Origin of the sequence: Xenorhabdus khoisanae (genome assembly GCF_001037465.1) — a bacterium.
GTDB lineage: Bacteria > Pseudomonadota > Gammaproteobacteria > Enterobacterales > Enterobacteriaceae > Xenorhabdus > Xenorhabdus khoisanae.
The window spans coordinates 1-15,420 of sequence record NZ_LFCV01000085.1 but is presented as its reverse complement, the minus strand read 5'-3'; the positions used below and the strand labels follow the sequence as shown (position 1 = coordinate 15,420).

Annotated in this window: 2 protein-coding genes and 3 pseudogenes; all 5 read right to left on the bottom strand. The window is 47.1% G+C overall.

Annotation, left to right across the window (positions count from 1 at the left end):
- Positions 1–4: 4 nt before the first annotated feature.
- Positions 5–6,697, bottom strand: a pseudogene (locus AB204_RS12855) (amino acid adenylation domain-containing protein); the annotation flags it as partial.
- A gap of 12 nt (positions 6,698–6,709) precedes the next feature.
- Positions 6,710–8,545: pseudogene (locus tag AB204_RS24140) on the bottom strand (non-ribosomal peptide synthetase); the annotation flags it as partial.
- 93 nt (positions 8,546–8,638) lie between these two features.
- Positions 8,639–10,132, bottom strand: a pseudogene (locus AB204_RS24135) (condensation domain-containing protein); the annotation flags it as partial.
- Between the two features lie 36 nt (positions 10,133–10,168).
- A complete protein-coding gene (locus AB204_RS12850; RefSeq protein WP_047963766.1) occupies positions 10,169–13,408 on the bottom strand; it encodes a non-ribosomal peptide synthetase in 3,240 nt (1,079 codons plus the stop codon).
- Between the two features lie 474 nt (positions 13,409–13,882).
- Positions 13,883–15,420 (bottom strand): cyclic peptide export ABC transporter (locus tag AB204_RS12845; protein ID WP_047963765.1); only part of this gene is annotated, 1,538 nt, incomplete at its 5' end.

The window sequence follows — 15,420 nt, the reverse complement described above, 5'->3', positions numbered from 1 at the left end:
TTAATTAATTATCTCCATTTAACAGGGCACGCAATTCATCTTCAGACAAGTTCTCCAATTCTTTTTGTAGCGATTCGAGGTCTTCTTGTGCGAAAAAGGTTTCAAGCTGTCTTGATGCGATAAGCTCAGCGAGTTCAGAAAGTGTCGGATGAGCAAAAATGTCTGAGATTGATACCTCAAGATGGAATTCGTCACGCAGCCTTGCCATTAACTGGATGATTGATAGGGAATTTCCACCTAAATCAAAGAAACTGTCATGCCGGCCTACCTGCTCTAATTTCAGTAGGTTCTGTAGGATAACGGCGATTTGCTGTTCGATTTCTCCTTCAGGAGCTTGGTATTCATGGCTGGCGATAGAGGCATGATCCGGTGCCGGCAGCGCTTTACGATCCACTTTGCCGCTGGCAGTCAGCGGGAAGGCGTCCAGCATGACAAAGGCGTTGGGAATCATATAACCCGCCAGATGGGCATTAAGTTGTTCACGCAGACTGTTTACATCCGGCACAGCATCAGGCTGTGGAATGACATACGCCACTAACCGTTTATCGCCGTTATCTTCCTCGCGGGCGACAACCAGCGCTTCCCTGACACCGGAACAGGCAAGCAATTGCGCTTCGATTTCACCCAGTTCAATACGGAAGCCGCGGATCTTGACCTGAAAATCATTACGCCCCAGATATTCAATCGTCCCATCAGGTAACCAGCGCCCTAAATCGCCGGTTTTATACATACGGGCATCAGGCTTTTCTTTGAATGGATCGGTGCTGAATGGGTCGGAAATAAATTTCTCCGCCGTCAAATCGGGTTGGTTCAGATAACCACGGGCAACGCCTGTTCCGGCAATGTGGATCTCTCCGCTCACACCGAGAGGAACCGGATGTCCCAAGGTGTCCAAAATATAGATTTGGGTATTGGCATTTGGATAACCAATCGGAATAGCGTCTTTGATTGAATAGGTGTCGTCATCCAGAATCAGGTTGGTGGCAATAACGGTGGTTTCAGTCGGGCCATAGGTGTTTATCCAGCGGCAGTGCTGAGTTTCCGGCAGAGCATGCCAATCCATTAAATGGCGGTATTCTGCTTTTTCGCCCCCGACAATGATTGCTTTCAGATGAGAGCTGAAACCTGTGCGACCCGCTTTCATCTCCTGTACCCAGTGATGCCAGAAAGCGGTTGGTAAATCGATGAGGGTAATTTTCTGCTGGTTCAGGAAATCAATGAATTCCGCATTCGGTATACGAATATGCGCAGGACGCAGGATTAATGTTGCCCCTGCTGCCAGCGTCGGGAAAATATCAGAGACTGAGGTATCAAACGCGACGGTAGCAAACTGTAGAATGCGATCCCCCGGCTGAGGCTGACTGATCTGATGTTGGGCATGGATAAAGCCCACCACATTGCGGTGCTCAACCATAACGCCTTTGGGTTGTCCCGTTGAACCCGAGGTATAAATGATATAGGCCAGATGGTGGGAGCGAAGCCCCAACTGTTCAGCGTCAGGATTGTGTGCAGGTTGTTGTGCCATGCGTTCCCGATGTGTGTCATCGTCCAATAACCAGACAGGCATGTTTTGCAGCGGCAAGCGTACCTGTAAATGCTGTTGGGTCAGCAGTAACACAGGTTTACTGTCCGACAACTGATAGGCCAGTCGGTCGAGAGGATATTCTGGATCAAGCGGAACATAGTTCGCGCCTGCTTTGAGAATACCTAACATGGCAATAATCATGTCCAGACTGCGCTCGACACACAGAGCCACATGATCATCAGGGCGCACACCAAAGGCTATCAGGCTGTGTGCCAGTTGGTTGGCGTGGTGATTCAGTTCTGCATAACTCAATTGAATATCGCCAGATACCAATGCGGTGGCATCGGGTATCCTTGCTGCTTGCTGTTCGAACATTTGGTGAATCAGCATATCTTGCGGATAGGCCAGTTTCGTGTCGTTAAAATCCTTCAATAGTTGGTTACGCTCTGCCGGTGGCAGAATATCGATCGCTTCAATCAATTGTTGTGGTGCATAGTTTGGCGCATAGTTTGGCGCATAGTTTGGCGCATAGTTTGGCGCAAGTTGCAAAGCTGACACCAGCTCTTTCAGCACGATTTCCATATAGGCATTCAGGCGCGCCGGATTGATCTGCGGGTTACACTGGGCAGTAAGGGAAAATCCTTCGTCAAAATCATCCACATCCAACGAGAATGGATAGTTACTGCGTTCTTCACCATTGAGTACCTGTATGCCTTCCCAAGCCTGCGATGTGAATTCCATTTCGTCACGTGGGGTATGGCGGAAGTTGAGCAGACTGCTGAACAACGGCATTGGCGCCTGAATGCCGCTGCAACGCTGGGCAACAGCCAATGATGCTTGTTCGTGATCCAATAATTCAGTCAGTTGTTGGTAAGTTTCCCGTACAACCTGCTGAACAGTACGTGCCTGTAACCGAACGCGAACAGGCAGGGTATTGATAAACATACCGAGGACTTTAGAAACCCCTATTCCGCCTTGTAAGCGTCCTAACAGAACCGTGCCGAACACCACATCATCCCGTCCACTGCATCGTGCCAATACTTGCGCCCATGCGACATGGAACAATACTGCGGCACTTATCCCCTGTTGACGGGCACAATCACGCAGGCTGTGGGCTAAATCGCTGTCAAGGACGAAAGTATCTTCCACGATGTCGTTATGCTGATCTTCATCATGATTACCACTCTGAATGTCATGTAATCCAAACGGCAGGGTCGGTTCATCCACATCGCCGAGCAGGGACTGGAAATAAGCCTGATGGGCTTCCGGCGACACATGGTGGATTTGGGCAATAAAGTGACGGTAAGGCAGAGGAGCGGGCAGGTTGCCACCTTCCCCTAAGAGCAGTGCCTTCACTTCATGGGATATGATTTCCAGAGATACGTGGTCACAAACTAAATGGTGGTTCAGTAAAGAAAGCAGCCACTGTCCTGATTCCTGATCTTGCGCGATATGTGCGGACAGCAACGGCGCTTGGGTCAGATCCATCCGTACCGTGCGAGGATCAGTGAGGCGATTTAATTGTGTTTCGGCACTTTCTTCTGCTGAGAGTGTGAGTTCGGTAATTGACAGCGGTGCATGGCGGTAGACCACTTGCACTGGCTGAGTTAATCCCTGCCAGTAAGCGGCGGTACGCAGAATATCGTGGCGATCAATGATCTGTTGCAAAGCGCTCAGGAAGGCATCGAGGCGCTCACGGGTATCGAATGCGAAAAAATGACGCAATAAATAAGTATCGCCCTGTGTTTGCAGCAGGTAGTGGAACAGAATGCCTTCCTGTAGTGGTGCGAGTGGGTAGATATCCTGAATATTAGCGCTACCACCGGGTATCGCGTCAGCAATAGCATCAATCTCACTTTGAGACAGGGATACCAATGGCAGCATGTCCGGTGTAATGGCGGTGCAGTCGTCAGGGATGAGATTGGGCGGCACAATGAACGTGTCTGCATTGTTCTGCATAGTCTGCATTGCTTTCGCCATTTCAGACAGTACAGGCGCAGCAAACACGGTACGGATATCAAGATCCCAACCCTGATGACGGAGCTGTTCGAGCAGGTTGACGACCATCAGAGAATGACCGCCCAGCTCGAAGAAATTGTCAGAACGGCCGATGCTTTCCAGCCCCAATAACGCTTGCCAGATTTCAGCCAGTGCCATTTCCGTTGCATTGGCTGGCGCTTCATAGCTGCGCATGACGAACGCGGCTTGATCCGGTTCCGGCAGCGCTTTACGGTCGATTTTTCCTCCGGGTGTCAACGGGAAGGCATCTAACATCACAAAGGCGTTAGGCAGCATATACTCGGCGAGATGTTGTGCCAGTTGCTGACGTAGAGTAGCAGGCTCGGGTTCAGCGCCGGATTTGGGGATCACATAAGCAACAAGTCGTTTCTCGCCTGAGCTTTCTTCATGGGAAAGCGTTTTAGGGGAAAGAACGTCGCGGGCAGTCACGATCGCTTCATGTACTCCATGGCATTGCACCAATCTGGCCTCGATTTCGCCAAGTTCAATGCGGAAACCACGTATCTTGACCTGAAAGTCATTGCGCCCCAGATATTCAATGGCCCCGTTTGGCAGCCAGCGCCCCAGATCGCCGGTTTTATACATACGGGCATCGGGCTTTTCTTTGCATGGATCGGCGCTGAAAGGATCAGCAATAAATTTCTCTGCTGTCAAATCGGGTCGATTCAGATAACCACGGGCAACGCCTGCGCCGCCGATATGGATTTCTCCGCTCACACCAATGGGAACCGGCTGACCGTGTGTATCCAGAATATAAATACAGGTATTGGGCAGTGGATAACCAATCGGGATAGCACCTTCGAGATGAAGAGGGTCTTGGCTGTCCAGTGTCAGCGTTGTAGCAATGACCGTCGTTTCAGTCGGGCCATAGGAGTTAATCCAACGGCAGGATTGTGTTTCTGAACTCGACAGCCAATTCATCAAATGGCGGTATTCCGCTTTCTCACCACCCACAATAATGGTGTGCAGGTAAGGGCTGAAACCACTGCGGCCTGCCATCATCTCTTGCACCCAGTGATGCCAGAAGGCGGTTGGCATATCCATAATGGTGATCTGCTGTTCACGCAAAAACGCGACAAATGTCATATCCGGTATTCTGATATGAGGAGGGCGTAGAACCAGCGTAGCACCTGATGCGAGGGTGGGGAAAATATCAGATACCGAAGTATCAAACGCAATCGTCGCAAATTGCAGAATGCGATCACCCAATTGAGGTTCACTGGTTTGTTGCTGGGCATGGATAAAATTCGCTACATTGCGATGTTCCAGCATTACGCCTTTGGGCTGTCCGGTTGAACCAGAGGTGTAAATGATATAGGCCAAATGATGGGGTTGAAGTCCCAATTGCTCAGGATCGGGATTATGTGCAGGTTGTTGTGCCATCATGTTGTGATGGTTTTCATCGTCCAGCAGCAAGACTGACACGCCCTGTATGGGCAATCGATTCTGTAAATGACGTTGGGTCAGTAATAATGCAGGTTTGCTATCTGACAACTGATAAGCCAGTCGTTCAGTGGGATATTCCGGATCAAGGGGAATATAGCCTGCACCCGCTTTGAGAATCGCGTACATGCCAATGATCATATCCGGACTGCGATCCACACAGATAGCAATACGATCATCCGGGCGCACGCCGGACGCTATCAGATAGTGTGCCAGTTGATTGGCATGGTGGTTCAGTTCCGCGTAACTCAGTTGGCTATCTTCAAACACTAACGCAACAGCATCCGGTGTCCGTTCTGCTTGCTGTTCGAACAATGGGTGAATTAGCTTATCCTGCGGACAGTTCAACGCTGTATCATTGAAATCTTCCAATAATTGGCTGAGTTGCTGCGGTTGTAGCAAGGGTAAATCTTCTACCCGCAGTGAATCATCTTCAACCATCGCGCTCAACAGAGTGTGAAGGTAGCTGGCGAGGCGCTCAATGCTGGCATGTTCAAACAGATCGCTGGCATATTCCAACTCACCGACTAAACCATTGTCGGTATCATTCATGGAAAGTGACAGATCGAAATGGGTACTTCTTCGGGTTGATGGCAATTCATCCAATATTACGCCGGATAACTCAAGAGATTGCTGTATTGGCGTATTATCCAGCGCGAGCATCACCTGGAATATTGGGCTGTGGCTCAGGCTGCGTGGCGGTTGCAGGGCTTCAACAAGTTGCTCAAATGGCAAATCCTGATGGACATAGGCTTCCAGTGCGTGGGCTTTCACTTGTGCCAATAAATCGCCAACTGTGGGGTTATCTTCCAGTTTAACCCTGAGTGCCAGCGTATTGGCAAAGAATCCGATCAGCGGTTCCAGCTCACTGTGTTGTCGGTTAGCAACCGGTGTACCAATGACAATATCTTGCTGACCACTTATGCGGGAAAGTAAAATTGACCAAGCCGCCAACAAGGTCATAAATAGAGTGGCACTATGACGCTGGCTGAGTGCTTTTAATCCATCGCTCAACTCTGGGGAAAGGGTGAATGTCACTTGATCCCCGCGATAGCTCTGTACCGCAGGACGTATTTTGTCCGTAGGCAATTCCAGTAAGGCAGGGGCATCTCGCAGTGCATTTCGCCAGAAATTCACTTGTTTTTCCAATACACTACCTTGCAGCCATTGACGTTGCCAGACGGCATAATCAGCATATTGCAATGTCATCTCAGGCAGCGGATCTTTCTGTCCCTGACTAAAGGCGCGGTAAAGTGTGGTCAGTTCATGCATCAGAACGTTCAGTGACCAGCCATCGGAAATCATATGGTGCTGGGTTAATAGCATGACATGCTCATCATCTGCGAGTTTCAGCAGTTGAGCGCGTATTAATGGTTCCCTTGCAAAATCAAAGGGATGGTTGGTTTCAAACTGAGATGCTTCATCAATGGCAGCCTGTTTTTCTGCCTCTGTCAGCAGGCTGAGATCTTTGATAGTTAAGTTGAAGCCATAATCCGCATCGTCAATGATTTGCCGGGCGGTACCCTCGACTACCTTAATGGTTGTGCGCAGAATTTCATGGCGTGCAACGATTCTGTCCAGAGTGGCTTGCAGGGCGCTCTGGTTCAGGTGTCCTTTCAGACGCACTCCACCAGAGATGTGGTACGCCGTTTGTGCCGCAGAATCTAACTGTGCCAGGAACCACAGACGTTGTTGAGCCCAGGATAAGGGAAGCGTTTGTTCCCGGTTGGCAGGTAATATCAATTGTTGTGTGGATTGCTGTCCTGATGTGGTCGTTGTGTTCAGCGATTGCGCTAAATCTGACAAGACAGGGCGGGTAAACAGATCTTGCAAGTCCACATGGATATTAAGAGCGTGACGTAAACGGGAGGCCATTTGCACGGTTAGCAGAGAATGTCCACCCAGCTCAAAAAAGTTATCGTGACGTCCCACTCGTTCTATCCCCAGCAGGGATTGCCAGACTTCCGCCACTTTCTGTTCGATTTCCCCTTGGGGTGCTTCGTATTCACGGCTGGCAATCGCAGCGCGATCAGGGACGGGCAGGGCTTTTCGATCCAACTTGCCACTTCCGGTCAGCGGGAAGGCGTCCAGTATGACAAATGCACTGGGGATCATGTGTTCCATCAGGTGAGTGCTTAGCTGTTCACGCAGATCGGAAGGGGTGAGTGTGGCATCAGGTTGGGGGATCAGGTAAGCGACCAGACGTTTATCGCCGGTTGATTCCTCTCGGGCAATAACGACAACATCTTTGACGCCCTTGCAAGCCGCCAGTTGCGCCTCGATTTCTCCCAATTCAATACGGAAACCACGTAGTTTAACCTGAAAATCATTGCGCCCCAGATATTCGATAGTGCCATTTGGTAACCAGCGTCCCAGATCGCCGCTTTTATACATACGGGCATCGGACTTTTCTTGGGATGGATCGACTTTGGATGGATCGACACTGAATGGATCGGGAACAAAGCGTTCTGCCGTCAGTTCCGGCTTATTCAGGTAACCACGCGCGACACCGGCACCACCAATATGAATTTCTCCACTGACACCAACAGGAACGGGTTGACCGAGAGGATCGAGAATATAGATGCGGGAATTGGCATTAGGGCGGCCAATCGGAATGTTATTCACGATTTCAGAAGAGTGACCGTCCTCAAGTGTTAATGATGTGACAATGACGGTCGTTTCAGTAGGGCCATATGTGTTAATCCAGCGGCAGAACTGAGTCTCTGGCAGGGATTGCCAATCTGCCAAATGGCGATATTCCGCTTTTTCTCCACCGACAATCACGGTATTGAGGTAAGGACTGAAACCGGTACGGCCTGCTTTTATCTCCTGTACCCATTGATGCCAGAAAGCGGTGGGTACATCCATAATGGTGATCTTCTGCTGCTGTAAAAAATCAATAAATGCTGCATCAGGCACACGGACATGAGCAGGGCGCAGGACTAAAGTCGCTCCCGCTGCCAGCGTTGGGAAAATATCAGACACTGAGGTATCAAACGCCATGGTCGCAAATTGCAGGATGCGATCCCCCGGCTGAGGTTGGCTGATTTGATGTTGGGCATGGATAAAGTTGACGACATTGCGGTGCTCAAGCATTACCCCTTTGGGTAATCCGGTCGAGCCAGAAGTATAAATAATATAGGCCAGGTGGTGTGGCATAAGCCCCGACTGACTTGACTCAGGATTATGTGTTGGCTGTTGTGCCACCGTATTCCGATGATTTTCATCGTCCAACAACCAAACCGGCATTTCCGTTGCGGGCAAACTCGTTTGTAAGTGCCGTTGAGTCAGTAATAACATCGGCGTGCTGTCTGACAATTGATAAGCCAAACGTTCAGCAGGGTATTCCGGATCAAAGGGAACATAGCCCGCACCTGCTTTGAGGATGCCCAACATGCCAATAATCATATCGGGACTGCGCTCAACGCACAGAGCCACGCGATCGTCTGGGCGTATGCCAAATGCAATCAGGCTATGTGCCAGTTGGTTGGCGCGCTGGTTCAGTTCTGCATAACTCAGTTGGGTGTCCTGATATACCAGGGCGATAGCGTCAGGCATCGACTCTGCTTGCTGTTCAAATAGTTGGTGAATCAGCTTATCCTGCGGATAGTCCAGTGCTGTGTCGTTAAAATCCACCAGTAATTGCTTAAGCTGCGGTGGCTCCATTAACGGCAGTTCAGCCATGTGTTGAGTATCATCTGCCACCATGGCTGCAAGTAAGATGTATAGATGGTTGACCATGCGTTCAATCGTGGTGTGATCGAACAGGTCACTGGCATACTCCAGATCCCCCGTTAATTCGTTTTCGGTTTCATCCAGCGTTAATGTCAGGTCAAAGTAAGCACTGTCCCTGATTAATGGCCGCTCATCCAATACCAATCCCGGTAGTTCGAAATGCCGTTGTCCCGGCATATTATTGGTTGCCAGCATAACCTGAAAGATTGGGCTATGGCTCAGGCTGCGCGGGGGTTGCAGGGTTTCGACCAGTTGTTCGAAAGGCAGATCCTGATGGGCGAATGCATTGATAGCCTGTTCCTTCACCTGTGCCAAGAGTTGGCTGACACTGGGGTTATCATGCAATTGCACCCGTAATGCCAATGTGTTGGCAAAGAAGCCGATCAAAGGGGCCAATTCAGGTTGTTGACGATTGGCGATGGGCGTACCAATCACAATATCATCCTGACCGCTGAGGCGGGAAAGCAGAGTGGCCCATCCGGCCAATAGTGTCATAAATAAGGTTGTGCCATGACGCTGGCTGAGATCTTTTAAACCTGCCTGCAATGCGGGAGGGAAAACAATATTAACTCGTCCGCCAGTATAGCTTTGTTTCGCTGGGCGCGGCTGATCAGTGGGTAATTCCAGCAAGGCGGGAGCGCCTTTCAAGGTGTTACGCCAGAACTCAACCTGTTTTTCCAGCACTTCTCCCTGCAACCCCTTTTTCTGCCAGAGAACATAGTCAGCATACTGAATTGTCAGGGCTGGCATTGGATCTGGCAGCCCTTGACTGAATGCGTGATAAAGCGTGGACAATTCTTGCATTAAGACACTGACTGACCAGCCATCTGAAATAATATGATGCTGGGTCAACAGCAGGATATGTTGGTCTTCCGCCAGTTTTAGCAATCGCCCACGTACCAAAGGGCCATTAACAAAATCAAAGGGATGGTTTGCCTCAAGATAGGCGGCTTTTTCAATTGCCGCTTGCTGCTCTGATACGTTTTCTTGTTCTGTCGCGTTTTTTTGTTCTGAGAGTAGTTGGCTGAAATCTTCTTGTATTAAAGGAAAACCACAATTTTCATCACTGATGATTTGCTGTGCTTCGTCTTCTACCGTCACGATAGTCGTACGCAGAATTTCATGGCGCGCCACAATACAATCCAATGCAGCTTGTAGGGCGTTCAGGTTCAGCCTGCCTTTTAGGTTCAAACCTGCTGACATGTGATATGCCGTTTGTGCGGCAGGATCTAATTGAGCAAGGAACCATAAACGTTGTTGTGCCCAAGATAATGGCACACCATTATCACGAGACTGGGGCCTGATTTCTGTTTTCTGAGTAGACTGGCGGGTCAATTTTGCTGATTTGGCTAACTCAAGTAGTCTTCTTCGTTCAGCTAATGGTAGAGATGAAAGCTCGTTATTATTCATTTATTTATCACCATTTAAAACAATATGAGGTAAGACCTAATTCATTGATTTATAAATATCTTGTAAAGACTCTGAATCAAATTGCAGCAATAGCGCATCGATAATGCATTCTTCAAGCTGACAGAGGGTTGGGTGTGAAAACAGTTGATAAACGGATAACTCAACATCAAATGTTTTCTTGATCTGCGACTGTAGCTGCAATACCAGCAGAGAATGACCGCCCAATTCGAAGAAGTTGTCATAGCGACTTATCCGGTCTAACCCTAGTAATTCTTGCCAAATGATGGCTAATTGTTCCTCGGTTTCGCCTTCCGGAGCGACATACTCATGGGTAGACATGGCTGAATGATCAGGAGCAGGGAGAGATTGGCGATCGAGTTTGCCATTTGGGGAGAGAGGAAAAGCGTCCATCATCACAAATGCGCTCGGGATCATGTAATCAGCGAGATGTTTACTCAATTGCCCGCGTAGTTGAGAGATAGTCGGTGTGCAATCCTTATTAGGGATCAAATAGGCGACGAGTCGTTTATCTCCCGTGTCATTTTCACGGGCAACGACTACAGCTTCACGAATATCAGTACATTGGATCAGGCAGGTTTCAATCTCGCCCAATTCAATACGTAATCCGCGAATTTTAACTTGAAAATCGTTGCGTCCCAGATAGGCGATACTGCCATCAGGCAGCCAGCGTCCCAGATCGCCTGTTTTGTATAGACGGGCATCAGGATCGGGACTGAATGGATCGGTAATGAAACGCTCTGCGGTCAGTTCAGGCAGGTTCAAATAACCACGGGCGACACCGACTCCCCCGATGTGGATTTCACCTGCGACACCAATTGGAACGGGTTCTCCATGTGTATCGAGAATATAGATTTGAATATTGGAAATAGGATGCCCAATCGGCACTTGTCCGATATAGCTATCCGGTACACATTTCCAGGCAGTGACATCAATGGCCGCTTCTGTTGGCCCATATAAATTATGCAGTTCAGTGTGAGGAAAGTGGGACAGGCACTGTTGTTGCAAGGCATAAGGGAGCGCTTCCCCGCTGCATAAAATTTGGCGCAGAGAAAGACAACGTCCGGTTGGAATGTAGTGGAGAAAACTTTGCAACATGGAAGGCACAAAATGGAGCGTAGTAATATTACGGTTTTCTATCTCTTCCAATAAATAGTGCGGTTCTTTGTGACCACCGGGGCGAGCCATCACTAACTGGGCGCCAAACATCAGGGGAAGGAAAAATTCCCAAACAGAAACATCAAAACTGAATGGGGTTTTTTGTAAAACCCGATCTTGAGGAGTGAGTTGATAAGTATCCTGCGCCCAGAGTAAACGGTTAACCACACCGCGATGTTCATTCATTACCCCTTTTGGTAATCCCGTTGAGCCGGAAGTGTAGAGTACATAGGCCAAATGACGGGATGTTAGCCCCAAATGCACGGCATCTAAATTATCATCGGGCTGGTGGGTGATATCAGCCTGAACGGTTGGATTATCCAAAAACCAGACAGGTATTTCGATTGCAGGTAATTGTTCTTGCAAGTCATGATGGGTTAGCAGGATCACCGGTTCACTGTCTGACAGGATATAAGCAAGCCTATCAGTCGGATATTCAGGATCGAGTGGCACATAAGCAGCACCCGCTTTTAAGATACTGACCAGACTGATCACCATATCCAAACTGCGTTCCATGCAAATGGCTACGCGATCATCAGGGCGAACACCCGCATTAACAAGGGCATGAGCCAGTTGGTTGGCTCGCTGATTCAACTCTAAATAACTGAGTTTATCATTACCATACAGCAGCGCAGTTGCCGTCGGGCTGCGTTCCACTTGTTGTTCAATAAATTGATGGATTAAGGCGTGTTTTGGGAAAGGTTTGTTTGTATCGTTAAAATCATGGATGACTTGTTGATGTTCTTGCTCACCCATTAATGGCAAACGATTAACTGGTTGTTGTTCGCCATCGGCCATTGCCTCCAGCAGATTCAGGAGATTCTGCATTAACTGAGAGATTAATTCAGTATCAAATACCTTGGTATCGAAATAAAAGGCATAACGGATCTGACCATCGACTTCCAGAATATTCACCATTAATGGAACAGGAATGTCAGCGTAGTATGGATGAGGGAAAGGCCTCAATTCAGCGTTACCCCACTGCACCATCACATTGTTGTCTTCCGCCATCCAGAGTGAGGGTAAGTCACCAATATATCTGGCTTTTTGAAATATCATGACGGTTTGGAAAACAGGATGAGTTTCTGCATTACGCTGCAATTGCAGTTGTTCCAATACTCTGGAAAACGGATATTTCTGGTTTTCAATGCCCAACCGGGCGGTTTTTGCTGCCTGTGTGATGTGCTCCTGTACTGTCATTTCACCCTTTATCTGGCTGCGTAACGCTATCGGGTTGATAAACTCGCCGACCAGTTTTCCCCAGCGGGCACGTCCCCGGCCCGGCATGATAGAGCCGATAATAATGTCATCCTGCCCGGTATAGCGATTAAGGAGGATTTGGTAGGCGGCCAGAAAAATGGTAAACAGACTGTTATCATATTTCGATGCCAGAGCTTGCAGTTTATTTGCCAGAGAATTGGGTACTTTTTTATATAAAGAGATTTTCCCTGTATCAGGCGCAGGGCTGTTTTTAGCGGGCCATTGCGTTACGGCTAAATTACCAGCTAAGGTATTTTGCCAGAATTGTTGTTGTTTTTTTGCGCTGGCGCTTTTTAACCATTGTTGCTGCCATTCCACATAATCGTGAAAGCTATTTTCTGGAACAGGTTCCAGAGGACGTGCAGAAAGCAGGGCATCAAGTTCATCTAACAATATCCAATAAGACCAGCCATCGACGGCAAGATGATCAAAGGTCAGTACCATTACGCCTTCTTGCTGATTGCACTTATACCAACTGGCGTAAAACCGAAGCGGGTGTGTTAAATCAAACAGATGCCAGCAGTCGTCCTGAACACGTTGCCGAAGCGCTTCTTCACTAAGATGCTGTGCATCATGTACTGTGAGTGCGATTTCAGAATTATCTGCAATGCAATAGCCCAGTTCACCGTGATATAGTCCAAAACTTGCTCGCAGCATCGGGTGTCTTTGCACCAATTTATTGAGAGCTTCTTCTAGTTGTTTCGCTGTTACACCTTTAATGCGAGCACAAAATGCACTATTATTCTGACCACGTTTATCAGGGTCTATTTGATATTGAAACCAGCGGCTACTTTGCGCTTCCGATAAAGGAAATGGTTTCAATTGTTCAGGGTAATTCATTCTATAGCTCCCTTTTTATGGGTACATTAAAAATAAAAACATGAGAACTGATAAAACAAAAAATCACACTCGGGGTTGAACTAATAAAAAATATTTCCATGAAATAGACGGTATATCTATTCCTGTTAGGAAAAGTAGTCGTTATCCAGAGCAAGTGGCATAAAAATAGCTGACCATTCTGATAAAAAAGAACAGCCTAATTCTTAATGTCTTGTTCAATTCCTTTTCATTACTGAAAGAAATTATAATCTTTACGGTATTAGATGATTTTACATTAGATTATTTAATTCCACATTTATAATAATGTTTTTCTAATGTATCTAATTTTATTACAGGTAGTGAGTACCAAAGTTTATTAGTTTTGGTGATTTTTTGTTTGCTCCATAAAGCAAAGCTTATATGGATATGTAAAGTGAAAGAAGAGCCTAATTACATAGGCTCTTTGTAATGCGATTCACTTTGTTTTTTAATGAACTAATGAATTTTATTACTGATCTCTTTAATATTACCATCTTCTAATTTGATAATGCGATCGGCAGAATCAAAATAACCATCATCATGGCTAATAACGATGATAGTTTTACCATTAGCTTTTAATTCAGGCAGTAGCTCAGTATAGAATAAACGTTTAAATACAGGGTCTTGGTCTGCGGCCCATTCATCAAACAGATATATAGGACGATCTTCTAAATAGGCCGAAACTAATGCCAGTCTTTTTCGTTGACCAGCAGAAAGATTGGTTGTGGAAAAACCCCCATCAACGATTTTAACTTTGTGTGACATATTTAATGATTCAATATAATGCGTCGCTTTTTCAGTAACATTGGCATCGCTATTGAGTAGTTGTTCGAAGAGATGATAATCGGAAAAAACAGCAGAAAAGAACTGGCGATAATGCTCATTATTAGCTGACGTTACCGGTACGCCGTTTAGCGAGACAGAACCCGATTCTTGTTCAAACAAGCCAACAAGCAACATCGCGAGTGTTGTTTTCCCGCTGCCATTGCCCCCAACGATGAAAACAATTTCGCCTTGCGATATTTTCAGACTCAATGGGCCGAGGGCAAACTGACGGTCTTCTTTATCCGTGGTGTAATGATGGACAACATCTTTCAGTTCAAGTTCTATTGGCAGCTTATTATGGAATGGGCTAGGGCCTTCGATTTGTTCGGAGAGCGCTTCCTCCAGTTCATTATCAAGGCGGCGCATTTTATTCAATGAAACTTCAGCTTCTCTCAATTCCGGGATTGCACCAATAACTTCACTAATAGGGCCTGATAAAAAGAGTACAAGCAGCGCTACCGTGAACAGGGTTGATGGCTCTTGAGGGATCCAAATGGGGACAATAAAAATGCTGATACCAATAATGATATAGAAGGTGACGGAACTGGCATTGATAAGCCATGCATAACTGGAATTCGCTTTAATGCATATTTCTTTGAATACATTGGCGGCAGGAGCGATAACTTTATCGACAAAAAGATTGCCTTTTTGTTTATTGAGTTTCAGCTCTTTGCTGCCATTAATCAGGCTTTGAAAATTAAGGTATATTTTATCCACCTGATCACGCATTGAGGTCATCAAACGTAATGGATATTTCTCCCAAATATAAAACATGTACATTGCAATAAGACTGAGTGCCGCCAAAATGACAAACAATTGCCAGGACATCCAGGCCAAATAACTAAAACAGGCGATGATTAGGGTGACATTACCAAAAACACTGGGTGCCAGCATAAAAGAGTGTACGAAAACATCGACGTCTTTAGTTAAAACTGCTAAAAGACCGTGCCGCCCGATTTTATTCAGCTTTTTGAGTGGTGCACGCAATATTTTGTTACTTAAACTGAGGCGTAATGAAAAGATAGCTGCTTGAGCTAAATGGGATAACGTAATTTCTGATATAGTCTTAGTAATAAAAAAAATAAAACAAATACCAAAAAAGCTCCAAAGAAATGGGGTGAGATTAATGGTTTCTGTTACACCTTGACTAATCATGCCAACTATCGAAG

What these genes read in the sequence shown, in the direction of transcription:
- AB204_RS12850 (WP_047963766.1), bottom strand. Translation starts at nt 13,408, where the DNA reads ATGAATTACCCTGAACAATTGAAACCATTTCCTTTATCGGAAGCGCAA.